Origin of the sequence: Mesonia phycicola, assembly GCF_900141885.1 — a bacterium.
In the GTDB taxonomy this organism is placed as follows: Bacteria; Bacteroidota; Bacteroidia; order Flavobacteriales; family Flavobacteriaceae; genus Mesonia; species Mesonia phycicola.
This window is the reverse complement of sequence record NZ_FQYY01000010.1, coordinates 19916-45895: the sequence shown is the minus strand read 5'-3', so window position 1 is coordinate 45895 and position 25980 is coordinate 19916. Positions and strand designations below refer to the sequence as shown.

Below are 25980 nucleotides of genomic sequence, written 5' to 3'. Positions count from 1 at the left end.
GGTTTGTTCTTATCCCTGAAACCAATGATAATTATAAATACTGTTTTCAATTTTATCTAATTTTAGACAAATAAAAGGCAAAAAAAAGCACGCCAATTAAAGCGTGCTTTTATAAGTATTTACAGCTAAATTATAACCATTCTGTCTCTATCCCTGATTGTTCAAACTCCTTATACGCTGCATCTGTAGCATAGCATAATGTTACTTTTTTAAGATTAGGAAATTGTTTGGCATCTATGGCAGTTTCTATATCCCAATACTCAACAGCACCACCAGAAAACGGACATAAATTCATATAAATATCGTTTCCGCCGTCTTGGTAAAAATCGGTAATTTCAGAAGCTAAACGTTTTGGTATGGGTAAATCTTTAAAATACTGGGTAACTTCTGCAATGGGTTCATAACCTTCTTCATCAATATCTATTGCTCTTGCTCTGTACCATTTTGCAAATTCATATACATCAAATACAGGTTCAATAAGCGCTTTCATATACATCAACTCTTCTATAATAGATAGCTTAAATCCAAAATCTGTAAATGTAAGTACTTCTTCTTCTAAAGGTTTTATACTGTATTTATCTTCCGGAATACCTTCCCAACGTACGTAAGGATTGTAAGAAGAAATTTCTATCGCGTTAATGTTTTTCTTTCTAACACTAAACCAGGCAGAAATTGTATTTGCTACTAAAGCTCCAGTTCTATCACCTTCAAAAAGTTTTACACGTTCTTTTTTATGAGAATTATAATAGCTAATAATGTCTTGATTGTTAAAGTGAAAAATTCCAGAAAACGCATTTTTCGGACTAAAATCAAAAGTTTCGGGATGGTATTTTACAGTAAGAGACTCAATACTTTTTCCATCTTTAGAATACGCCGTAATTCCTAAATCATCCCAAGTAAAAACCGTATTATTTTTACCATTTAATGTTCTGTATGTGGTGTGTAAACATCCTTCTAACTGTGATAAAGGTATCGGAAATGTAATGGTTTCCGCATTGATTTGGAATCCTTTTGGTGATAAAAATAATGCTATCATAACTCTGTGTTTAAGAGTCACAAATATAAGCGGCTTATTTAAGCGGTAAATGCCTGTATTCCGTGATTTTTTCTTCGGAAGAATTTAACGCTACACAATATCACTGTTATCAGGGATAAAAATGAAGACCACAGCCGCTAACTTTGTAAAAAACCTTTTTTTATGGAAGACAACACCAAAACTGCTGCGTTTTTAGAATCTCTAAAACGTAACAACGAAAAAATAAGAGACGACCGCGCTCACGCTATAGCAGAAGATGCTCAATTAATGTATAAGCGCGAAACAGAAGATTTAGCCTTGGCGTTAAAACGTTTAAAACGCGAACAAGATAATATGTTAGATATGAGTCCTACAGATGCTAACAGTTTAGTATTAGCTTCAGATTTTGATGCTAAAGATTATGTAGCAAAAGACTTAGAATTATCTGTAAAAATTAGAAACCTAGAAATTAAATTAGAACTAGCCAAAAAGCGTTATGCGCATTTATTTGGTGCCACAATAAACGAACTGTAATTATGGGAGGAGGAAGATTTAGTAACGATGCCTACGCACGTTTAAGAAAAGCAAAAAATTACAGTAATAAATCTAGAGAAGAAATATTTACATCTAGAACACTAGACCCAGAAATGGACCCCGTTAAAGCACTTGTTAGAGAATCTAGAGATTCTGAAGAGCATCCAGAAAGTGTATCTATTATTGTAGCTTTAGATGTTACCGGTAGTATGGGGTTTGTGCCAGAACATATTGTAAAAGAAGCGCTACCAGACCTTATAGGCTCATTAATGGAAGCGGGAATTGAAGACCCACAAGTACTCTTTTTAGGGATTGGTGATTTTATATACGACAGAGCACCTTTGCAAGTAGGTCAGTTTGAATCGTCTGCCGAGTTGTTAGACCGTTGGTTAACTCGTGTTTACCTTGAAGGAGGCGGTGGTGGAAACAATCAAGAAGGTTATAATTTAGCACATTTATTTGCGGCGCGCCATACGTCTATTGATTGTTGGGAAAAAAGACAACAAAAAGGATTTTTATTTACCATTGGAGACGAACCTGTTTTTCCTACCATTCCTGCAGAAATTATTAAAAGATATACCTGTACTAATCAAGCAGAAACCATTACTACAGAAGCTATTATTGCAGAAGCACAAGAAAAATATAATGTGTTCCATATGCATTTAGAACATAACGAATGGGCAAAACAAGAAAGCCGTAAAGGCAATTGGAAAACACTTTTGGGAGAAAATTTTATTAAAATTCCTGATTATAAAACCGTTGCTAAACGTATTGCAAATGTGGTGATAGAAAACCATAAACCTTATACAGCTACAAGCAATACCAATACATCTTCAGATGATTCTGAAGTAGAAAATATGTTATAAATGCCAAAGTGTAGCTTAGTAATAGATTTAGGATTTGGTGATGCTGGAAAAGGGTTAACTACCGATTTTCTGGTATCACAACATCCTGAAGAAAGCCTTGTAGTTCGATTTTCGGGTGGCCACCAAATTGGGCATACAGTAACTACAGAGGTGCTTACGCATACCTTTAGTAATTTTGGTTCAGGAAGCTTGTTGGGCGTACCAACCTATTATTCAGAACATACCACATTATTTCCGCCTGCTATTGTAGATGAAGGTAATTTCTTAAAAACCTATCAGCCAAAATTGTATGTTCATCCGTTAGCAATGATAACCACGTTTTACGACATTGCTTATAACAGAGCGATAGAAAAACAACAACAGCACGGTTCTTGTGGTTTGGGATTTGGAACTACAATTGCCAGAAATAAAGATGAAGTTTACCTGTATGCTAACGATTTACAGTTTCAGTGGGTTTTACAACAACGCTTGCAAAGTATAAAAACCTATTACAAAACACAGTTAGAGCATCAACCAAAAGCGGTACAAGATTATTATAAAAACGAGCTAAAAGATTATAACGAAGCCTATTTTTTAGAAAGTTGCAAATCTCTGCAACCGTTTTATAATGTGGCAGCTCTTTCTCAACTAGCTTCTAAGTTTGAGCATTTTATTTTTGAAGGCAGCCAAGGTATTTTACTCGATACGCAGCACGGTTTTCATCCGCATACCACGTGGAGTTACACGACGTCTAAAAACGCAGTTCAGCAAATAACATCGCATTTAAAAACCATTTCTGAAATAGACATTTATTATGTAACCCGTTGTTACCAAACCCGTCACGGCAGTGGCCCAATGGCAGAAACCGAACCTGTAACTCTTCAGAATAATGAAAATGAAGCAAATGTGACTAACGAGTTTCAAGGTGTATTTAGAACACAAGCTTTAGCTACCGAATTACTGAATTATGCGTTAAGCTGCGATGCTATTCATCATCAAAATTTGCAGAGCAACAAACATCTTGTAATAACTTGTTTAGACCAATTGCCTCGGTTTTCTTATGCTAATTTGATTCAAAAAGTAAACACAAATTTTAAAACTGTATACGGTAGTTACGGACCAAAACGTCAGGATATTAAGAAACTTTCTCTACAATAATCCGTATTCATTTTTAAAAAATAGATGCTGTAGTTTTCAAAATCACTAATTTCAGTGATAAGAACTTCAAGCATCCAAGTTACCTTAGCTATCTAAATTTATAAGCGTAAAATGATTAACTATACCGCATATTCAGATAATTTTAAAGATTTACAATGGAGCGATTTTAATGTAGAACGCCTTCAAATCAATACTTTTCCTGTTCTTGAAGACCCGTATCATTATAATAACAGTTTTACATTTAGAGACGCTCTTTTAGAAGCTGTTGAAAAACATACAGAAAAAGCCGTCTTTAAACTCTTATTTATTACGCCAGATAACATCCATATTCACAAATTTTATGGCATTGCCTATCTTGAAGGTAAAATTGTTTACGTCTTTGAAATTGAAAAAACACCACTTTTTGAGGAATGGTGTGACACTATTTTAGATGAAGACCCAGATGAAAAAACGCTAACATCTTCTGTGTATTCTTTCAAACAGAATAGTTTTAGCTCACAACCGGTTAGCAATTTAAAAAACATCACGTTTCAAGAGCATACTGGTGCTTTTATAAATCATTTCATCCCAAATCAATTTATAGCCGAACAATTAGCTAAAGAGAAATCTGATTTTTTAGCGCCGTTTATTCAGCTTGATGCAGAAATAGATATGAAAGCCTTGGTGCAATCTTTTATGGCGTTAATTACAGAAAAACGATTAACCATACATCCACCAAATAATAACGAGGCTATATATGCAAAGTTTGAAGCAGAAGCAGGCTACCCATTTCCGCAAATTATTAAAAATTATTTAAGTCTACATAACGGGATAGACCGATGTGCCATTATGGGAGCAGAAGATATTTATAACGAATGGAAACAGTGGAAAGATATTTATGACGATTGGACGCAAGAAGAGTTGTTAGATACGTACTCTACCAATGAAGGCAAAGCCTTATTAATGTACACCACACCTTATTGGATTCCGTTTTTCGATTTAGAAAATGGTAATTTTTTAGCCTTCGATTTTGCGCCGAATACAAAAGGTAAAGCCGGACAAATTATTCGTTATGGTGCCGACCAAGAAATTGGATATATCGAAGCCGACGACCTTGTTTCTTTTTTTGAGAGTTTAAGACGAAGCGATAGCGAAATAGAAGATAACGAATGGTTTTATATTGCTTAAAACTGCAATAATACACAATCTATAATTTAAATAATGCACAGCAAATGTCTGCGATTTTTAAAGAACATATAGTCCCTAATATTACAATTGAGTCTTTACAGACTACAGAAACCAATGCGTTACTTCAGGTTTTAGAATTAATGGACGCTACAGAAACCAGTGCTTATAACAAGCTTAAAAATAGTAGTGAGGCTACAGAAAAGGAAGTACATTTTACAGAACAAATAGCACAGTCTATCTATTTTCATCCGAGAATATATGCTAACGAGCAAGAAGGTTTAGAGCTTGTTGCTTCTTGGCTTCCGTTGGTGAAACACGGATTTTATCCAGACGAAAAAAGTACCGACAAACTGATTACATTTTTATATTTCAGTTTAAGTTATTTTAATTCTGATGCCATTTCAGAAACACTAAAAACACAAATTTTTCAAGTGTTAAAAGCTTTGGTACAAAGTAAATCTGTAGCTGCTCTACCCGTAGCACGATTTTTAGTACAGCGTATTTTTGATATTCGTGATGTACTAAATTCAGATTTCTTAATCCAAAACTGTATAAATCACCACATTTTAGACCAAACGTATGCTGTAGTAAATACAGATAATACGATAACCGAATTTCCGTTTAAAATAGACAACGATTTTATTCAGTATTTTTTTGATAATAATTGGCGACATTTTATAGCAGAATTTCATCGCGTATTACCTGTTGGTCGTGTGTATGCAAAAGGGGCTTACGACTTAATGCTACCTTGGTTTTCTGAAGATTTAGCCGATTATTACTACAATAATCTAAGCCTTATTTATGAAGCTCATAAAGCGCTAAAAGACCGATTTATTTTTGGAGAAAGTAAAAGTTTAGAATTACTAAACCTACAAACCTCAGAAGGTTTTTATCCGTTAATAGCGGGTTTAGGACCAAAAACTTGGGATGCTGGAGATGTGTTGTTATTTAGTAATCGTGATAAAAACATACCTCAAGAGTACTTACAAATCTGTTACGAACAATTTATAGAATGGTTAAATGCTGATGGCGGAAGTAATTTTTACACAGAAGCTTTTAACGATTATGGAAAAAAAATACTCACCGAGCAAACTGCCGAATTGCTTCCCGTGCATTTTATACCATTTTGGTTTAGTAAATGTCATCCTAAATCTGGCATTAAAACACAGACGGAAACTTACAACACTATTTTTTCTAAGTTATTGTTGGAAGACCCCAAGGGAACATTACCAAAAATGTATTTTCAAAATGAACCTTTTCAAGTGACTGGTACATTTTTAATTCAAGAGGTGTTTCAAATAAATGATAATTTAAAAGCTTGGCTTCACCACTTAACTAAAGCAGGAATTTCTAATCCGTTAAATCAGTTTTTAGTGTGCACTTTTTATGATGCAGACAAAGAAATATTAGAACATTATTCCACAGAACAACAAGACATATTGCAGTTGTATTTGTTAGAATTAGCATACTCGGCAAGGGATGCTAACACTGATATTAGAACACAATATTTGCCATTAATTGTAGCTACATTAGGCAATCTATGTGTAGAATCTGGCAATTTTACACGAGTTAATGAAATTTGGGCTTTAAAAGATATTGATACTTGCGTAACCAAACAATGTAACGACTTTGCACGCGCTCACTATGTTAATGAAAACAATCCGTTAACCTTACACATTGTACAGGCGTGGTTTAATTATTTAGCCGATTATTATTATAGTTTCACCCAAGAAGCCGTTTGGGTAGAAAATGTGTTAAGCACGCAAGGGTTTAAAATGGCAAGCTATTTTAATCATTACAACGATGATGTTCGTTTCTTTTTAGACCGCGCATTAAACAGAATTATAACATTTCATAGAAAATCGAAACTAAAACAAGCAGAAAATGACGTTTTAGGAGGTATATCAACAAAAATAGAATACTTTTTAACCGATTTTCTTACAGAGTTAAATGAAAATAAGCTAAACCAAAATACGGTACAATACCTTAAAAATTATAATGAAAATGACGTTGCTAATTTTAAAAATCATCCTGAATTAGTTACCGCTATTGATGGTTTTTATGATTTTTATTTTAAAGAAGAACCACAAACAGCTCCAAAAGTTAATGTTGAGCAATTACCAACCTCTAAAATTGAAATTGAGTTTGTAGAAATTAATAAAAATTATGTAGAAGCTGTACTGCACAATTTAGAGCATTATAAAGACAAAGGTGATTGTAATACCGAGCTGTTACAAGTTTTTGAAGATAAGATAGACGATTTAAAAATCTGGTTAGCAAATGATACAACCGGAATTGAAAACCGATTTAGTCAAGCACTATATATGGCATTACTAGACCCAAATCTTGCACCAAAAACCCAACACGAAAAATACGGAGCCTTATGCCGAAGCTTATTTACCCATTTAGTAAAAGGCTCTAAAATGGCAGCATCTTATGCTATGGGATTACAAGCTATGGCAAAATCTGGAGCCTATTCAGAAGCGTTAACAACTGCATTATTGCAAGTGGTAGACCAATTAAATGCATAGAAAATGACACAAGAAATTACACCCAAAATTCAAGACCAATTAAATCTATCGGCCTTGATTTTAAAGAAAAATTATAAAAAAGCCGAATTAACTACTTGGTCAGGTTTCGAATTAGAAGATGAAATGCAGGTGAAACAAGCCAAACGCCTTTTAAAACTATTTGGCATAAAATCGGGTTTGCATTTACGTAATAGTTTACAACGTTATGAAACCGGACAAATGGTATCTCATACATTTCATACACTAGCTTTAGAGTTTAGAATGATGACAAGCACCGACTTTGATGCTAAATACAACGCTGAGCAAAACCCACAAACTAAAACCATTTACAAAATGGTTTGGAAATACCGTTTTATACTTAAAAAACAAAAACTTATTGGGTATGAAATGGCGTATTACATATTTCAAATGCGCTTAGGTCACGTCTTAGGATTTATAGAAACAGACGAAATGATTTTACGTTTAGAAGAAGCCAACCACATTATAAAATCTCACTTTTCCAGTTGGGGAGAATTTCATCGTAATGTATGTTTAGGAGACGAATATGTTTTAGGAGGAACTGAGCAAGATATGAGTAAATTTCCAGGAACAGAAACCCTTTGGGAATGCTACCAACGTTTACATATACAACACGCCGACTGGTTTAAAGAATGGAAAATATGAGTTTAGAAGTACAAGACCTTATTAAAAAATTAGAGCGTGCCGAAGCACTTTTTAAGGCCTATAATTACGGTCCTTTACAAGAAATAATTACCAATCTTCAAGAAGATATTGAAATGCTAAGCGATAAATACCCTGCAGTAAACGCAAGGTATTACCGTATATATATGCTTTACATTGGTGTGTATGAAGAGCTAAATATGACAGCAATGGAGTCTTATTTACAAGCTTTAATTAGCATTGGGCAAGAACTACCATCAGATTACGAACACGTTTGTAGCTATTACAAAGAATGTAGTGAATGGATATTTACTACAGCTTTAATGACCAATCCCTATAACGAAACTTTACACTTATTTTATGCGTTAAAGTTACAAGCAGAAAAACGTTACGACGAGGCTATATTAACATTAAAATACATCTTAGAGTGTTATCCCGCACTTACAGAAGCCCGTTTTTTACTTTGGGAAATAGAAGCTGCACATTTAGAAGTTTTATGCCATTCTAACGAAGAAGAAGATTGTAATGAAATACTAGAATTAGCTTCTGCAACCCATAACAACACCGTATTAAAAGGTTTAGAAATAGAAGACCGTTTAGACCAAACTAGTAGAAATTTAGCAGCCATTCAGGTAGCTTTATGGGAAGGCAAAGCCTCTGAAAATAAAAAACGTTGGATATCAGAATGGAGGCATCTAGAATTAAATAATAACACCCGTATATTATTAGCAGATTATGCCAAATCATTTATGATGTACGATATGGTCTCTCAACTTATAAGCGCTCCAGAAGAACCTCAATTTCCTGAAGAAAACTATATTAATTTTTCAGAATATGAACAATATATGGAGGCGCTAGTAAATTCGGGTTGGCAATTGGCGCAGCATCAATATTTGTTATTAGGTAATTCCTCTTATTATTATTCTAAAAACAACACAACCATAGAAATTTGTGTGGAACGCGGCTTGGCTTTAAACCCAAAAAACCCATTGCTTTTAGTTTTAAAATCTAATTATTTTTTATTAGAACAAAATTATAATGAGTCGGGAGCAGCTCAACACGAGGCATTTAAAAATGGCCTCCGAATGAGCGAATATCTATTTAATTTACTAACTATAAATAGCAGAATAGAAAGCTGGCAAGGTATTTTAGATATTGTAGTACAATTTCATAGAAGACAAACCCCAACCTTAAAAACCTTATTTTTTCAAGCTAGAGCCTTGGTAAAATTAGGTCGTTATGAAGAAGCTCTAACAGTGATTAATGAAGCCCTTTCAGACTATCCGTTGCCACCACATTCTTACGCACCTTGGTTGTATAACTTACGTATGGTGATTCATAAAATCAATCATAACTACACTGCGTTTTTTGAAGATATGCAATCAGAAATCAACTTTTATGTAGATGGTGATTCCGATTATTTTAATACAATGAATATGTGTATTGAAGCCTTACTAGAAATGAAAAATTATGAAGAATGCCATAAATACGCCATCTATAATTTTGAGCAAGGGTATTTACTAGATGAGTTAAAACCCGTTTTTCAATGGATTTGCTATCAAACTTTTTTAGAAAATCCTGAAGCATTAGGAGAAGCCAAAGCCGAAGATTTAATAGATAACCCAAAAACCTTCGAAGAATACAGAAACAACGGATTTATACAATGGATGCTAGATGACTATACTGCGGGAGCAGCATCTTTAAAAATGGCAGCAGAATTATCTACCAATAAAGCGTTTTATATAACTCTAGCTTTAGAATGTTTAACCTATGGCACTAATAATAACGCCGTAATTCAACTCTGTGAAACGATAAAAAGAGAAGTGCCAGAAGCCAGAAATTGGAAAGTAGATTACAACTATGCCAATGCATTTCAACAAGAAAAACGCTATAAAGAGAGTTTAGTGGCAAATTACGATGTAATGCAACGTTATACCGAATACACTTTTTTTAATTTTGAAAAAGACGATTATCATATCATGTTAAAGACAGTAAAAGAAGCTACTAAAGGTTTAGAAAACATAGAAGAATTTACGAAATACAATGCAATGTTTTTAAGTAAAGACAATCCGTCTGAAATGGCAATGTTAGAGCATTTAGAGTTAGCACAAACCCATTATGAAGAAGCAATTTTTCTTCAGCATAATTTATTAGAAACCATCTCTAAATTAGATGTAGAATTAGAAGACAACATCTTAGAAACTTTAAATAGTGTGAAATCTAAAATAAGAACCCAATATTTCGCTTAAAGGCATTAAGTTTGCGATTTTAAGATGACACAACCTATAAAACATATTTTTCTAACCTTATGCCTAATTTTAGGCGTATATACGGTTTCTTGGTCTCAACTTTCAGATAATACGTCTTTAATAGACTCTTTATCTCAAGCTTACCAAACTAACTTGTATACCAAACCACAATTAGCAAAAGAAGCGGCATTACAATGGTTAGAAGAAAGTAAGTCATCTAACATACCTTTGCAAGAAGTGAGGGCGCTGTATGCTTTAGGGAATTTAAGTAACGTTACGGGAGATTATAAAAATACAATATACTTTACCAACAATGCTATCACATTACTTAAAAAACTAGAAATACAAGAAGGTTTAGCAGCTTGTTATAATATATTAGCGTCTGCCTATAAAAATATAGCCGAGTACCCTAAAGCTATAGACAATTTTATGGAGTGCTTACGTTATGCTGAAATAACAGATGATAAAACTCAAGAAGCCAATGCATATCAAAATATAGCGACCCTCTATTTATTGCAAAAAGAATATAAGAAATCTGCAGAAAATTTAGATCGTGCTGCTAATTTGTATCGTGAATTGGGAGACGATGATGGTGTTTTAACTACTCTATTTAATTTTGCTAATATTTTAAAAGAAGAAGGTAAGTTTGATCAAGCAAGAAAGCATTATCAAACTGTTTTAAATTATAGAGAAAAAGAAGGAAACAAAGCAGTTGTAGCTTATATAAATATTAACCTTTCTCAAATGTTAGTAGAAGAGGGTAAATGTGAAGAAGCTATACAGCCCTTAAAAAAAACATTGTCGCTTTTAAAAGAACTTCAATTTACTTCAGACATTGCTATAGTTTTAAATGATTTAGGTTTATGTGAATCTAAACTTGGGCATACAAAATTAGCAATTAATTACTTTCAACAAGCCCTAACCATAGGGGAAAACCAGTCTTTACTACGTTATAATTCTGATATATATAAAAACTTAGCTAATTTATATGAAGAAGAAAATAATTATAAAAAAGCTTTAGAATATTACCAGAAAGGAGTAGCGACTGTAGAAGAGAAAAACTCACTGGATAAAGAAAAATACGTAGCAGAAATACAAGAACGTTATGAAACAGAATTAAAAGAAGCACGTATTCAGTTATTAGAAAAAGAACAAAAATTAGGAGAAGCAGAATTACAAAAAGCAGAACTAACAGTAAAAAGACAACTCTTAGTAAGAAACGTTTTAATAGCAGGCTTTGTATTAATTTTGTTAACCTTAATTATTTTAAGAATTTCTTATGTAAAAAGGTTACGAATACAAAAAGAATTAGGAGAGCAACAAGAAGAAAATGCCAAGCAAAAGATAAATCAAATGATTAACGATCATAAATTATCTGTTATAGAGCGTTACCAAGAAGGCCAAGATGAAGAAAGAGCTAGATTAGCAAGAGAAATACATGATGGTATTGGTAGTGATTTGGCCGGAATTAAAATTGCATTTGAGCATTATGTAGAAAATCATGAAAACGAAGCACAATCTAATAGAATTGCAAAAGCTATAAATAATGCTTGTATAGACGTGCGTAGTCTCTCTCACCAATTACACCCTTTATCATTTTCTAAAATAGGATTTACTAGTTTTTTAAATGATTTTATTGAACAAATTTCAGTTAAATCAGAATTAACTATTAAAACTTTTTTCTTTCCAGAAGAAGAAGTAGATCAGTTATCAGATACTATTTTAGCAGATGTGTATCGTATTGTACAAGAGCTAATTAATAATATTTTAAAACACGCAGAAGCTACCGAGGCAGATGTGCAGCTTACTAAACATGAAGACCATCTCAATATTGTTATTAACGATAATGGAAAAGGTTTTCAGAAAAATAAAAAACCAGGAATAGGTCTACGTAATATTAAAGATAGAATTCATAAAATGAAAGGCACACTAGAAATAGATAGTACCTTAGGGAGCGGAACTTCTATTATGATAGATATACCTATAAATTAATAGCTTATGAAAAAGATAAATATAATTATAGCAGACGATCACTTAATGTTTCTTGAAGGTATTAATACTATTTTAAGTGATATGGAAGAGATTAATGAAGTTCATTTAGCTACAGAAGGGAAGCAGGTAGTTAGACTATTAAATCAGTTTGAAATTCATTTAATTATAAGTGATATTAGTATGCCTAAAATGGATGGTATAGAGTTGCTTACAGAAATTAAAAAGAAACATAATGGCGTAAAAATTATTATGTTAAGTATGCTAGATAACCACAGAACTGTGCATAAAGTTATACAAAAAGGAGCAGATGGTTTTGTACCAAAATTTACAAGTAAAGAAGAGTTACAAAAAGCAGTAAGAACGGTTTTAAATGACGAACAATACTTCTCTGAGTTAATTAAACAGCGTTATATGGAGAGTGTTTTTGAACGTAAAAAGTATAAAAACATAGAACTTTCTCCAAGAGAAAAGCAAGTTTTAGAGCTTTTAGGTGAAGAGCTAACTTCTAAAGAAATATCTGAAAAGTTATTTATTTCTGTAAACACTGTAGAAACGCATAGAAAAAATATTCTTTTAAAAACAGGCTCTAAAACAACTACAGGAGCCGTGAAATTTGCCATAGAATCTGGCTTGTTTGATTAGATTAACATTAAAACGGGGGAAGCATAATGTTATAATCCGTTTTAATTAGCTATTCTGTTACAATGCCTTCTTCATTTAAGGCTTTTTTAATTTTGTTTATTTCTTCTTCATAAGAAATTACACCATTATTTTCAGTAAGCATTTCTCCTCGATAAATAAAGTTTGTTTCAAAATCAAAATACACTATATAAATTCCCACTAGCGGATTTTCGTATTTTTCATTTTCTTCATTATTAATTCTTGTATCTAATAAATATTGTACCCAAGCACCTTTAGATAAAGATGATTTGTCTAAAAACACTTTTTTATATTCATTTATTTTGTAATATGGGTAATGTTGGTCTAGTTTAGCTTGTATATTACTTTCAATTTTTGTTTTAAAAGCTTCAGCATTAACTAAGTTTTCTGCTAAAAAATAATAACCTATAGACCACTGTTGTTGTTCTTCTATTTGTAAAGGAATAGATACTAATCCATCATTAAAATTAGGTGTTTTTACAAGTAGTTTACGTGAGGTACCATTGTGTAAAATTTCATAAGATTCATTTAATCTATTTAAAAATTTAGTGCAAAAGGTTTTTAATTCTTCAGCGTTAATTTCATAATTAAAATTTAAAGCAATTATTTCGTTATCTAAAAAGTCTACAGATAAAGTATCATTACTAAATTCTGTTATTACTTTTTGTTCTGTGTTATAATATTCTACAATTCTTTGGTATTGCTCTTCCAATTTAATTTTATAAGAAGTAGCATATTTGTTAGTCACAATTTTTTTTGCATCTATGTAGGTATAAAATTCTATTTCTGGATTTTTTTTATTGTAGACGTGAATAAAAAATGAATTAGGGTTCATTGTAGCGGTGTTAAATGCTCTACTCAAATTTTTATATGCAAGTTTACCTTTGTATTCTTTCTTTAAAAATTCATCTATATTTTTAGCTGCTTTTTTTTTAGATATTCCACCAGCTATTTGCGCGCAATTGGTAAAAAGAAATAAAATAAGTAAAAGGCAAGAGCCAACAATTAGAATAGTTTTCATAAAAAAATGTATATAAAAAGTAAATTTAAAACTATAACCTTTTTTAACGCTCACGGAATTCAGTGAGTTTTTATATTCACTTAATAGTGTTGCTTAACTGTGGTAAGAGAAATATATTTTTGATTTATAAACTAAAAAATAAAATTATGGGCTTACAAGAGAAAAGAGCAGCAAAATCTATAGAAGAACAATATTTAGGAGATTACCAAAAAGAAATTAATGAAATTGTAGGAAAAGAGTTACCTATCAACATTAATTGGGATACTTTTGAGTTAGATTTTATAAAGTTTGTGCCAAGTGTGTGTTTACAACGTCTTACAGACGGATTAAAAGAGGTTTGTAAAGACGATATGGGGCAAGAGGCTATACAAGAAAGCGTAAACTCAATAGAGGTTTTTTGTATACCAAATGAAGATGCAGAAGCTAAGAAAGATCTTAAATTAGAGAATGGAGTATTTTCTTTAACGGCTTGTTGGGGTGGTCATCACAGCGGTTATTATACAGATTTAGTAATACGTGAATATTTAGAAAACAATTTATAGTAATATAATTGTAATAAAAAAATAGGGGAGAAGCTACTGTGGTTTTTCCCTTTTTTTGTACACTAAAACAGAAGTAATATTCATAAAAAAACCTTTAAGAAACTATCTTAAAGGTTTTTACTATTGTATGCTTTGCTGTAATAAAAGATGTTTTTTTAATTCAATTTTATGTTATTAAAAGAAACACCTTTAAGAATAACAGTAAAGTAGGCATCATTATGAGAGTTATACTCAGAAAATGATTGGCTAAAGCTTACTACAAAAGATTTATCAAATTCTAAAGAAATAGAAGCTTCTTCTTGATCTCTATGAAATACTTTTGCACTACCAGACCATTCTGCTTCTGTGTTAGCAAGCCACTCTATAAATAAAGAATCATTCATCATTTTAGTAGTTCCGGAGAAATTAATATCTATCGGGTTTTTTTCTTCTGAATAAAAATCTTTATTAAAATTATAATCACATTGACTTAAAACAACTTTTTTTTCAGCGTTATTATCTTTTCTAATTATTAATTCAATTTTACTTACTACGTTAGAATCTTGCATAATATATGTTTTAAATTTATAAACCTTTTTCTATTTGTTCTTGTAATTGCTTTTCTTTTGGGAAACTCTTTAATCCTTTAGAAGTATCAATAGTTATTGTGATAACTTCTTTTTCTTGAACGGTTTTGTTTTCTAAGCCTAAGCAGAAGTTAACAGTAGTTATAGTATCTGTAAACGCTGTTTTTGCTAAATTATCTGCTGCTATGTTAGATAATGTTTTTTGTAATAATTTTATCACTTTAGAAGCGTAAAATTTATCTATAGCTTCAGGAGTACCGTTATAGTTAAAAGCTATAGAAAATCCTTTTTCTAAATTTGCCTTTACTTCCTCTTCTAATGCTTTGATATCTTTTTTAAGCTGAAGTACTGTTGGTATCTCATCATCTTCAGGAACAAAAGGAATATTTCCGTCTGATAATAAATAGCTGTATTTATTAATGTTACTTACAGTAATTGAAGCAACAGAATGTACTTCTATATATTGAAATTGTGCCTTGCGGTCATACATATCACATAATAAAATAGTATGCTTATCTGAGTCGTAATTCACAAAAAAACCATTTGCACTGCTAGAAGAAGTGGTTATGCTTACTTGAGGCATTTGAGGTCTTTCTTCGTTTCTTTCTATATCTGCAATTTCTTGAAGTACGTTTATCACGGTTTTAGTATCTAATACCGGTAATTGTAACATTGTTTTAAAATCCATCTTTGTATCTTTTGTTTAATACAAATTTGGCTTTATCAAACGGATATTCTTTAACTGTATTCCGTGATATTATAAATTGATAAGAAAAAGCACATATACTTTTAAGTTATTGTGTAGCTTTTTTATTTAAAGCTATTAAACCCAAAATGGGACCTATTGCTAAAACCACATAAACAATAGTTGGGTTATAATTATTTTGTAAAAAACTTAATAGTTGTATACTTAAAATAGTTACCAAAAACCCAATAGAGTTTATAATTGTAAGTGCGGTACCTGTTAATTCTGCAGAAGTATTTTTGGCAGCTAATGTAGAAAATAGAGGAGAGTCTGCAACTACCACCATACCCCAAAAAAGTAGAAAACTAAGAAATAAAGAGGAAGAGTTTGTACTAAACATTATAGGGGAAATTAAACAACAAATACAAGACAATAGTAATATTATACTTGTCATTTTTTTGGTTTTTATATATTTTGTTAGTGTACCACAAACAATACAGCCTAAACATCCTGCAGCTATAATTAAAAAAGACCATAACGGAATATTAAAAGTAGCGTGGGAATGAAAGCTTTTATAGGTATTTAAAATAAGAGGAATAAATGCCCAAAAAGCATATAACTCCCACATATGGCCAAAATAACCAAATGCAATAGAGCGAAATTTTCTATTTTTAAAAACATCAAGAAAAGCAAATAACTTTACCTGTTGCGCTTCTTTTCTAAAAGGGCCATTTGGTACTAGAAAAAACATTAAAAATCCGCCGAGAATAGCTAAAAAAGACGTGAATAAAATAACATAATACCAAGGGAGTGAGTTAGATATTTCTTTGGTTAAATGAGGGAAAGCTGTACCAATTGTTAGTGCTGCTACTAATAAACTAAGAGATTTGCCTAAACCTTTTTCAAAATAATCTGCAGCAATTTTCATGCCTACAGGGTAAATTCCTGCTAAGAAAAATCCTGTAAAAAAACGAAGAATAAGTAGAGTAGTTAAAGTATTATTATTCCATATAATACCAGCATTAAACAAAGCGCCTATTAGAGCACAAGTAAAAAATACTCTAGATGGAGCAAAACGATCTGCAATTGTTAAGATGGCAAAAAGTAAAGTACCAGAAATAAAACCTAGTTGTACAGCAGAGGTTAATTGCCCTAGAGCATTACTCTGTAAATTAAAATTGAGTATAAGATCACTCATTACTGCATTACCTGCAAACCATAATGAGGTACAACAAAATTGAGAAATTACAATAATTGGTAGTATTTTTCTAGTATACTTCATAAATGGTTTGGTTAAATAACTAATTGCAGAATAATACTTTAACTTTATTTAAATCTATGTCTTGGCTAACTTTATAGAAATAATTTAATTGCCATTTTTGAGTTTGAAGTGCTTGTTTACTACTTAGAGTAGACCAACTTGGGTAAACCCTAAAGCCCATTTTACCTTTGTTTTTGGGAGTTGAAATAATTCCCTTTTTTATTAAAATTGATTTAGGAAATACAAATTGAGCTATTTCATTTTTATTTCTAACATTTACTATATAAAAATCTACTTTATCTTGTTGATCAAAGGCTTGTGTTTTTCCTTCTTTATTTCTTTTCCAAAAAGTAACAAAGTAGCCGTTTTTTTTAGGAGTAGTTTTGCCATTTCTACTAATAACATAGCAATTATTCAATTTAAATGTACACGCAGCATATGCTTTACTTTCTTCTTCTTCTTTAAAATCAGAAAAATTGAAGTTTAGTAAATCATAAACCTTTGTTTTTATTGCTAATAAATCTTTGTTCACCTGTAAATTGTTGTAGAGTTTAATTCATAATTAATTGATAAGCTAATTGTAATAAATTTTCTTTTTCTTGAAGAGTAAGTACAATAGGCAATTGCGCTAAACCAATTAACCTTCTCATAATTTCTATGCCCGTTACTTGTGCTAAAAGGGCAGACTCTATGGTGGTTGGATAAAAATCTTCAATAGTGTCTATCACAGCTTTATCTTTAGATATTAAAATAAAATGTGCTGCTAATACCCCTAAATCAAATTCTGCAAAACCAAGAAAACTAAATTCAGGGTCAATTATGTAAATATTTTCTTGTTTAGACATCCAACTACCTGGGTAAAAATCTCCGTGTATAAGTGTAGTTCCTTCGGATAAATATTTGTCTCCTATTTTTTTTATTTTCTCTTTTAGTAACTCATCTTTTTTATAAGGAATAGAAAGTTTCTCTAAACCTTCTTGCACGTTGTTTAATGAAAAACCATTATTTTCTAGAAAAGGAAGCTCAAATATATGCTGATGATTTAGTTTTCTTAATTCTTTATTTTCAGGATATTTATTAGCCACTTTGGTTTTATGAATGTTGCTAACAATATTTACAAGTAATTTTAGTTGATTTCTTTCTATTTTATAAGAAGAATATAAACTAGTCATATCTTCACACTTCCCTAAATCTTCTAAAATTAAAAGGTGATGCTCTTTAATAAATTTTAAAACTTGAGGTATATGTTGATTTAATGAGGTGTTATTAGCTATTATAGCTTTATAAAATTGATGTTCTACTTCTATGCGCTCTATAGGAGCTTTTATCTCTTTATATTTTTGAACAAAAGGGCGAGATTGCTTTAAAATAAATGAACGTAGATTAGTTTTTACTCTCAATACCACATTCATATTACCTTCACCTGGCTTGGTTATTTCTGTAATTTTTTCATTTTTATTGCTAAAAAATTCAATTTGATGTAGAAAAGATTCAACTTTATGTAAAGGGCTTTGTAGATCTATAAACATAAATATGTGGGGCTATAGTGTTTTTAAAGTATTCCAAAAATCAATATTCATTTTTTCAGAATCAATATTGGTATGTATATTAATTTTACGCTGTGTATTTTCTGGAGGCGTAGTAAACTCTTTTATGGTAGACCATTCTGGTTGTGCAAGAGCTTCTATTATAGCAACATCCCACATGATCCATTTTTCTTTTTCAAGATCTTCTTTTGTCCACCAACGATCATAAGTTTCCCATCTATTTACCAAGTACTGTGCAACCCCTTTTTTATCTTTTAAATAAGTATCTACTTCGTTTTTGGTAAATACTAAATGCTGACTAGTAGTAGCCGTCATTACATTAAAATCTAGATTTTTTGTGTTTAGTAAAACTTCCACAGCAATTGGGTCGTTACTAGAATTAAACTCTTTTTTGTTATAAATATTGGTAGCAGGAGTGTGCCAAAAACCTATGTAATGTATTTTTATTTTAGGGATAATTGTAGGATCTTCTAAAATGGCAGAAGCTATATTTGTACAAGAACCTAACACTACAATGTTTAATTTCTGATTTTGCTCCATTTGATGAGCTGTTTCAATAATAAAACGTGAAGCTTCCGAAGAAACAGGTTTACCATATTCAATTAAAGGTTTATTACTACCTAAAGGTAGAGATACACCTTTTACATTCATTAATTGTATAATATCTTTATTAATTAACTGACTTTCATTCACCGAATTATTAGAAGCTAAAGGGGAAGTATGAAATTGAGCAGAACTTATACCTATTAAATTGAATTTAGGTTCTAAAATAGCTCTTACTATCGCAAATAAATCATCTACCTCATTGGCTGTATCTGCATCTATAATTAAAGGTAGGGGAGAAGTAGAATTTTGTGCAATGGTAATAGAGAAACAAAAAAATAAGAGAGTATTAAAAAAGTAATGTTTAATTTTTAGAGAAAGACGTTGGGGTAAATATTTCATTAATTGTTTAACAGATTAAGTTTTTACAAAATTATGTAATAAGGTTAGATAGTCGGTAAATATTAGCTTTACTTACTAATCATAAATATTTACGTAGAATTTTTGTAAAAGTTTTAAAACTATGCTAAATTTTTACAGATATTACATTTGTAAAAAAATAGCTTTACTAAAAAACTATTTAGTAAAGCTATTGAGAAGGTATATTATATTAATTTCTAGTTAGTTAAAATAAGCTCTACTGCAATAGAATTATATTTATCTCTGTATCTTTTAGAATAATTAATTTTTTTAGGCGTTGAAATATTTTTTTCTCTTTTTCTCCATTTACCAAAGTGGAAAATCCAATTATCTTCATTTGTTTCAGAAGGGATAGTTCCAATACTTGGCTCATAAGAATAGCCAATTCTCTTTTCATCAGAATTGTACATATTGTATTCATACGTTCTTTTATTGGCATCTACTATTAACCACTCTATAGCAACAAAAAAGCCTTCTTTTGGAAACTGAATATTTAAATTAGAAACATCTACTTCTGTTATATTTTTTCCTTTTTCTGCAGTGCCAATTATGTTTTCCTGGTAAATATATTCATCAGGTTCACCATTACTATCTATACTGTAGAGCCTGATATTGAATTTTGCATTATCGATATCACTATTAGTTAAAACATTAATTTTATTAAGAAAAGGTGTGTTTTTGTAAGCTTCTTGATATTTAAAAAATCTAGCAACAATCCACGGTTTTTTGCCCGTAGAATAATAAAAATCAATTTTAGATTTTTTAAATTTTCCTATAGAAATTTCTTTTGTTTCTAATTTATTTTGAATAATTACTTCTTCTAGTTGAGTAACTGTAGGGTTTAATGTAATAACGCTTTTAATAGAGTCTGAAATTATTTTTTTAGTCTCAAAACCAATGGCAGAAAAAATTATAGTTTTAGAATTATTGATGTTAAGTTCAAATTCACCGTTATTATTAGAAGTAGTACCAATATCTTCATTTTCTACCCAAATATTTACATACGGAATTACTTCTTTTGTATTATTATTTACAATAACAGATTGTATTTGACTAAAAGTAAAGTTGCTAATAAGTAAAATAAGTAGAAATGGTAATTTTTTCATAAGTAGTTTTATTAAATGAGTATAATTATTTTTCACAAAAATTAGCAAGCATACATCTTTAAACAATTCCGCAGCATTTTTTATATTTTAAACCACTGTTACAAGGACAAGGGCTATTTCTTTGTATGTTTATAATACTAGGTTTTAAATTTCTAGCAGACATATCTTGGTTAAATACTTTTTCTAAACAGTTGTATAAATCTGGGTGTTTTCTTTTTAATAATTTAGGTCTTTCAAAAAAATATTCACTTGCTACAGAGAAAAACTCTGCTTTATTTGTGCCTCCGTATGGATTAATATCAGATTCTTTTTGATAAATTTCTTCCATTTTTTGATTAATCATATCTATCCACGGAATAGCATATTGTTTTTGCATAAGAGCAGAAGGCAAACCATCAATTGGTCCATCTGTTTTATCTATTAAATGAACAAACTCGTGTATAGCTGTATTTTTTTTATCAGATTCATTTTTAAATCCGTGATGTAAAGCTTCTTGAGATAGTATCATTGTACCTTCCATATAACCATTACCAACCATCCCTAAAATTCTTCTACCCTCACCATCTGTTTCAAAATTTTCATTAAACATGGTAGGATAAATAAGTATTTGCTGAAGATTAGTGTACTTCCAAGTATCAAACCCAAAGATTGGTATGATAGCGCTAGAAGCAACAAGTAATTTATCTAGAATTTCTATTTTAGTATTTACTCCAAGTATTTTATAATTAAGTAGAAATTCTTGTATTTTATATTCAAATCTTAGTTTTTCTTCTGCAGATAAAGAATTATAATATATAACGTGTTCAGAAATTAATTTTCTCCAATCTGAATTAAATTTTTTTGTAGGTATAAGCCAATTAGTATGTTTTTTTCTTTTAAAAAAGAAATACAATAGAGCTATTATTAAAATAGGGAATATTAGTAATAGAAACTTCATTATAATAATGTAACTAGTAAATATAGTTAGTGAATGTTAGTAAAAAATATCTAACGTAAATATATAAAAAGAAGTATAGTAAGTTTTTTTTATTATTGAATTTATAAAGTAGGTTAAAACAAAAAAGGCTCAAACAATTAAGTCTGAACCTTTTTAAGTATAAAAAACTATTTATTAAATAGTTTCTGGTTTCCAAGCAAATTGCTGAAAAGCCTCATCTACAGGTGTATTTGCAATATGATTAGTGTAATTACTAATTACTTTTTGAGATAAAGCTAAAATTACTTCTAAAACTTGTTGCTCTCCATATCCTGCAGCATAAAAAGTATCTAAATCTTCTTGCGTTACGTGCCCACGATTACGCACTACTTTAAGGGTAAAATCATGTAATACTTGTAGTTTTTCATTAGGCATTGCAGTTCTATTTCTTAATGCTTCGCTTAATTCTGAATCTACTTTCATCATATTTGCAATTCCAGTATGTGCTGGTACACAATAGTGGCATTCATGCTCTACATTAATAGTTTGCCAAACTACTGTAAGCTCTTCTGCATTAAAAGAAGACTCAGTAAATAATTTATGAAGCGTTTGGTATGCTTCTAATATTTGTGGAGAACTTGCTAATACTCCGTGTAAACCTGGAATCATCCCGAATGATTTTAATGATTGTTCTAATAAAGGTTTACTAGCTTCTGGTGCGCTTTCAATAGTTTGTACTTTTAGAGTTGTCATAGCTTATAATTGTTTAATTTATAATTATTAAAATTTCTAACCGTTCGGTTAGTTATTAGTTAAAAAAATATTTTTCTTTCATATTCTGATACAAAACTAACCAATTGGTTAGTTATAAAATATTTTTTAACTTTTAATTATATATTTTTTATTCAGATATGTGAATGTATAATTGAATATGATTTTTATAAGATAAATATGTTGTAAATATATTTATAAAAACAAACCCCTCTAATTTTTTAAAAATAGAGGGGTTTGACTTACATTAAGAAAATTACTATAATTATTTTACAATTAATTTTCTTGTAGTTTTAATATTATCTATAGAGATTTCGATAATATACATACCTGTAGAGAAACGATCTACATCAAAATTGATGGTATTTGCGTCTTTTAGATTAGAATTAACCTCAAAGCGTTGTCCTAAAGTATTTATTAAAGCTATTTTAGCATTAGCCATAGACTCACTAGATGTAATAGAAACTCTATCTGAACTAGGGTTAGGGTAAACACTTAAAGAAGTTAATAAATTAAACTGCTCATAAGATAAAAATCCGCTACTTGTAAAACTATAAGTCACTTCATTACCAAAATCTGGATTAATAGTTTTTAATACAGTACCATTTGTAGATTTTATAACAGCATAACCTGTACCTTGAGCAGAGTTAGCCCACCAGTACAATCCGTCACTTCCAGAATCTGTAATCTCTAATTTTAAACACCCTGAATTTTGAATGGTTTCTTGGTAAACTGTATTAGCAGAAGTTAAACTGTTAGAATACATTACATTTCCATCTACATCTACAACTTGGTAGCTATTTTGTGATGGGTAATTATTGGTTTTAATTTCTAGAATAAACGTATCTGGTAAAGCTTCTGGTACATCAAAGTTAGAAGTGTACTTGTTGTTATATACGTATTCATCTGTTCCGTTATTTGGATTCATTATTTCTACGTGAAACTTGTTATCTGCACTTAATATATCTTGCCATAAACTTGTAGTAGATGGTAATTCAACATCTTCAGTTTCTAAAAACTCTAAATTTCCTGTCCAAGTATAAGTTTGTGGAGTTGTACCTCCATTCATCCAATAGTTAATGGTTAAAGATGTTAAGTTAGTAGAACCTGTGTTTTTAATTTTAATAATTGGGTTACCACATATTGTACCAACTCTAGTATATAAAGCCATATTATTAGGTGCGATAATATCTACTACAGCAGCATCTAATGTATGATTTGCTGGTCCATATCCTACAAGTTGATGTGCTACGTGATAGTTATAAGCTCCGTCTGTTATAAGTGGAGTAGAAGTGGTATAATCTATTGTTACATTAGTACCAGGGGTAACATTAGGTGTTAAATCATGCTCTTGTAACAATGTTTCTTCACCAGGGCACCAACCTTGTCTATTATAAACCCAAGTACCTCCTTGTGGATATATAGGGTTATCTCCACAATCTTGGGTAATTGTCCAGTTATATAATTCTGCATTATCAATTAATAACTTGTGATATATTGTACCTCCATTTTGACTAAATTCACCTTCGCTACCGTGACCAGTAATAGAAGATTTTATTTTAAAATTAGTTGCAGTTGCATCTAATGCTACTGTTTTGGGCTCTAATTTAGTATCATTTAAAATTTGTGTAATAGATGCTATACCAAGATTATTTGTCCCTTGCCATAATTGATCATACTGTACTAAATCGTGTGGAGGCGTACCAACAATAAACCAGAATTCTAAATCCATATCTTCTTGCCATTGGCCACCTAACGTCATTAAAATTCTTCGGTCACCATTTAAGATAGTTTGGTAATCTGTTACATCCATAATCCAAGATTTACCTTCCATCCCTAAATCTAAATTGATACCGTAAGGGGTAACAAAAGATACAAGTTGGTTATAATATGGTGATCTTTCTATATAGTTTAGATCTGTGATATTAATAACTCCATCTTGAGTTAAAGTATTTGTAGAAATTAAATTTCCAGTACTTTCATCATAAATATTCTCATCTAACGTCCAAATTTCTTGAGGAGCAGTTTCATTTATTATATCTGTAAGACTTAAGGCTTGTTGAGAAACGATTGATCTTTGAACCATTAAATATTGTAAATCTTTATCTACTGGTCTATCTACCGTGGTAGTGCTTATGCTATTAACATATGTACCTTGGTAAAAACTTATGTTAGGTCTTTCACGGTTTATTTCAAAATTTTTAAATAACCCAGCACCATCTTTAAAAGATGTTCTAAACTCATTACCAAAAACAGTACCGTCGTTAGCGTTAGGAGAGCTATCTAAAACGTTAGTTCCTGTTTCTTCAAATTCATAATTTAATTTTAAATTTGAGTAATTAGGGTGTGAAGAATCTAATTTTAAATTTTTCCAAGTGTTTAAAGTGGTAGAGGTTAATGCTGTATCCCAAATTCTTACATCATCTACTAAACCAGTTAAATATCTATTATTTGTACCTCTACTAACTCTTACATTATAAGAACTTTCATCTGTAGTATTTGTGTTTACATTTACAGTACTGGTTGTAGCATAGGTTTCTAAAACACCATCTAAATAAAAACTTACATCACTTAGGGTAGTTCCATCTAATACTACTGCAACGTGATGCCATTCACCATCATTTATATAACTACTAGCTACAGTAGACCCGTTACTAACTTCTAACCTTAGTCTACCAGCATCTAATCTAAATGTCCATTTTTCTTCGCTTGCTGTTTTTCCCCAGCTACAAATTTCACCATAAGCACTTGATGTTTTAATCCAAGCTTCTACGGTTCTATTTTGACTTCCAGAAATTCCTTTATAAGTATTACTTTCTATATAGTTATTATTAGAAAATAAAAAGTCAGTTTCATTTACCGCATTTAAAGCAGAATAAAAGTTAGTAGTTGTTGATTCTACTGTGGTTTGAGTTAGTGTACTAGCATTAACATTAGTAAAACTAAATTCTACTAATAAGTTAGAGGTACCATTCCAAGTAAAAGGAGTGTGAAATTGAAATCTTTTTGATTGGTTTGCTGTAAAAGTTGTGTTTTCATAAAAAACCTCTGTAAATCCAGTAGTATCTATAGATCCGTCAATATCTGTTTTAGAGGTTTCTTTAAGTTTTATTTTTAAAAACTGAGCTTCACCAGCATTTTGTAAAATATTAAGGCTTAAGCCGTCTATATCTCCAGCAGTTATTCCTGCAGCTGTTAATTCTGCAGCAGTAAATAAATAATGTGATTTACCTGCTAAGTTGCTTGTGTTTATAGCTTTATCTAAAGAGTTTGTACTTGTACCAATAGTAGCAACCGTCTCGTTTACGGTAGATGTTATTTGTACATTAGATTGTGAGCTTCTATAATAATCGTAAACAGGAGTATTTTTGTAAGGAAAACTTGTACCACTAAAATTTGTAATAAAGTGGCTAGATACAGTTTTACTAACATCGTTTGTTTTTGTAGAATCTACTACATATGTATTATTAGAATAATCCCACTCACCACAACCTAAATTAGTATCAGATCCGTTAGAAACTAATCCATCTTTACAACGCATACTATATTTAAGAAGTATTTTTTCGTAAGTATTTGATGAAGCAGGAGGGAAGGTAACTAAAGTATCTCTAGTGAGACTTTCATAATTAAAGGCTTTCACTTTAATGGTATCGCCAATATTTTGGGCTTGAAAAGCGATAGTATTAAAAAATAATAATAGGAGTAAATATTTCTTCATTTTAGAATAATTTATTTAATATTATGTTAATAATAGGGTTTTAAAAACCTAAAAATAGTTAATATATATATAC

Annotated in this window: 22 protein-coding genes; 10 read left to right on the top strand and 12 right to left on the bottom strand. The window is 30.7% G+C overall.

Annotation, left to right across the window (positions count from 1 at the left end):
- Positions 1–130 precede the first annotated feature (130 nt).
- Complete coding sequence (locus BUC03_RS13935) at positions 131–1036, bottom strand: DUF6892 domain-containing protein (protein ID WP_073153408.1); 906 nt, start codon at positions 1034–1036, stop codon at positions 131–133.
- Between the two features lie 162 nt (positions 1037–1198).
- On the opposite strand from BUC03_RS13935, the gene BUC03_RS13930 reads away from it, so the two are divergent.
- From BUC03_RS13930 to BUC03_RS13890, 9 genes are all read left to right on the top strand, one after another.
- Positions 1199–1549, top strand: a complete 351-nt coding sequence (locus BUC03_RS13930; protein WP_073153405.1) for a hypothetical protein — start codon at positions 1199–1201, stop codon at positions 1547–1549.
- A gap of 2 nt (positions 1550–1551) precedes the next feature.
- Positions 1552–2415, top strand: a complete 864-nt coding sequence (locus BUC03_RS13925; protein WP_073153402.1) for a hypothetical protein — start codon at positions 1552–1554, stop codon at positions 2413–2415.
- Positions 2416–3552, top strand: coding sequence for an adenylosuccinate synthetase (locus tag BUC03_RS13920; RefSeq protein WP_073153399.1), 1137 nt, complete (start codon positions 2416–2418; stop codon positions 3550–3552). It abuts the gene before it with no gap.
- A gap of 111 nt (positions 3553–3663) precedes the next feature.
- Complete coding sequence (locus BUC03_RS13915; RefSeq protein WP_073153397.1) at positions 3664–4719, top strand: SMI1/KNR4 family protein; 1056 nt, start codon at positions 3664–3666, stop codon at positions 4717–4719.
- A gap of 44 nt (positions 4720–4763) precedes the next feature.
- Positions 4764–7250: a hypothetical protein gene (locus tag BUC03_RS13910; protein WP_073153394.1), complete on the top strand. Its 2487-nt coding sequence runs from the start codon at positions 4764–4766 to the stop codon at positions 7248–7250.
- 3 nt (positions 7251–7253) lie between these two features.
- Positions 7254–7913, top strand: a complete 660-nt coding sequence (locus BUC03_RS13905; protein ID WP_073153391.1) for a DUF1266 domain-containing protein — start codon at positions 7254–7256, stop codon at positions 7911–7913.
- Complete coding sequence (locus BUC03_RS13900; protein ID WP_143159206.1) at positions 7910–10159, top strand: hypothetical protein; 2250 nt, start codon at positions 7910–7912, stop codon at positions 10157–10159. The genes BUC03_RS13905 and BUC03_RS13900 overlap by 4 nt, the downstream gene beginning before the upstream one ends.
- Before the next feature lie 24 nt (positions 10160–10183).
- Positions 10184–12151, top strand: a complete 1968-nt coding sequence (locus tag BUC03_RS13895) for a tetratricopeptide repeat-containing sensor histidine kinase (protein WP_073153386.1) — start codon at positions 10184–10186, stop codon at positions 12149–12151.
- A 6-nt stretch (positions 12152–12157) separates the two neighbouring features.
- Entirely contained in the window at positions 12158–12793 is a 636-nt protein-coding gene (locus BUC03_RS13890; RefSeq protein ID WP_073153383.1) for a response regulator transcription factor, read from the top strand.
- A gap of 49 nt (positions 12794–12842) precedes the next feature.
- Here BUC03_RS13890 and BUC03_RS13885 read toward each other — a convergent pair whose 3' ends face one another.
- A complete protein-coding gene (locus BUC03_RS13885; RefSeq protein WP_073153380.1) occupies positions 12843–13832 on the bottom strand; it encodes a hypothetical protein in 990 nt (329 codons plus the stop codon).
- 146 nt (positions 13833–13978) lie between these two features.
- On the opposite strand from BUC03_RS13885, the gene BUC03_RS13880 reads away from it, so the two are divergent.
- Complete coding sequence (locus BUC03_RS13880; RefSeq protein WP_073153377.1) at positions 13979–14374, top strand: hypothetical protein; 396 nt, start codon at positions 13979–13981, stop codon at positions 14372–14374.
- 155 nt (positions 14375–14529) lie between these two features.
- On the opposite strand, the gene tssD is transcribed toward BUC03_RS13880, so the two are convergent.
- From tssD to BUC03_RS13830, 10 genes are all read right to left on the bottom strand, one after another.
- On the bottom strand, positions 14530–14922 hold the full coding sequence (gene tssD / locus BUC03_RS13875; RefSeq protein ID WP_073153374.1) for a type VI secretion system tube protein TssD: 393 nt from the start codon (positions 14920–14922) through the stop codon (positions 14530–14532).
- 16 nt (positions 14923–14938) lie between these two features.
- Complete coding sequence (locus BUC03_RS13870; protein ID WP_073153371.1) at positions 14939–15628, bottom strand: hypothetical protein; 690 nt, start codon at positions 15626–15628, stop codon at positions 14939–14941.
- A 106-nt stretch (positions 15629–15734) separates the two neighbouring features.
- The gene (locus BUC03_RS13865) at positions 15735–16907 is read right to left on the bottom strand and encodes an MFS transporter (RefSeq protein WP_073153368.1); all 1173 of its coding nucleotides are present in this window, start codon (positions 16905–16907) and stop codon (positions 15735–15737) included.
- A 19-nt stretch (positions 16908–16926) separates the two neighbouring features.
- Entirely contained in the window at positions 16927–17418 is a 492-nt protein-coding gene (locus BUC03_RS13860; protein ID WP_073153365.1) for a MepB family protein, read from the bottom strand.
- A gap of 19 nt (positions 17419–17437) precedes the next feature.
- Positions 17438–18415, bottom strand: coding sequence for a phosphotransferase (locus BUC03_RS13855; RefSeq protein WP_073153362.1), 978 nt, complete (start codon positions 18413–18415; stop codon positions 17438–17440).
- Between the two features lie 12 nt (positions 18416–18427).
- Positions 18428–19378 (bottom strand): nucleoside hydrolase, encoded by a 951-nt coding sequence (locus tag BUC03_RS13850; protein ID WP_073153359.1) that lies wholly within the window; start codon positions 19376–19378, stop codon positions 18428–18430.
- 215 nt (positions 19379–19593) lie between these two features.
- Positions 19594–20502: a carboxypeptidase-like regulatory domain-containing protein gene (locus BUC03_RS13845; RefSeq protein ID WP_073153355.1), complete on the bottom strand. Its 909-nt coding sequence runs from the start codon at positions 20500–20502 to the stop codon at positions 19594–19596.
- A 58-nt stretch (positions 20503–20560) separates the two neighbouring features.
- Complete coding sequence (locus tag BUC03_RS13840; RefSeq protein ID WP_073153352.1) at positions 20561–21439, bottom strand: M90 family metallopeptidase; 879 nt, start codon at positions 21437–21439, stop codon at positions 20561–20563.
- A 174-nt stretch (positions 21440–21613) separates the two neighbouring features.
- Complete coding sequence (locus tag BUC03_RS13835; protein WP_073153348.1) at positions 21614–22171, bottom strand: carboxymuconolactone decarboxylase family protein; 558 nt, start codon at positions 22169–22171, stop codon at positions 21614–21616.
- 283 nt (positions 22172–22454) lie between these two features.
- Positions 22455–25907 carry a T9SS type A sorting domain-containing protein gene (locus tag BUC03_RS13830; RefSeq protein ID WP_073153346.1) on the bottom strand — a complete coding sequence of 1151 codons (3453 nt, stop codon included), beginning with the start codon at positions 25905–25907 and terminating at the stop codon, positions 22455–22457.
- Between the last annotated feature and the right edge of the window lie 73 nt (positions 25908–25980).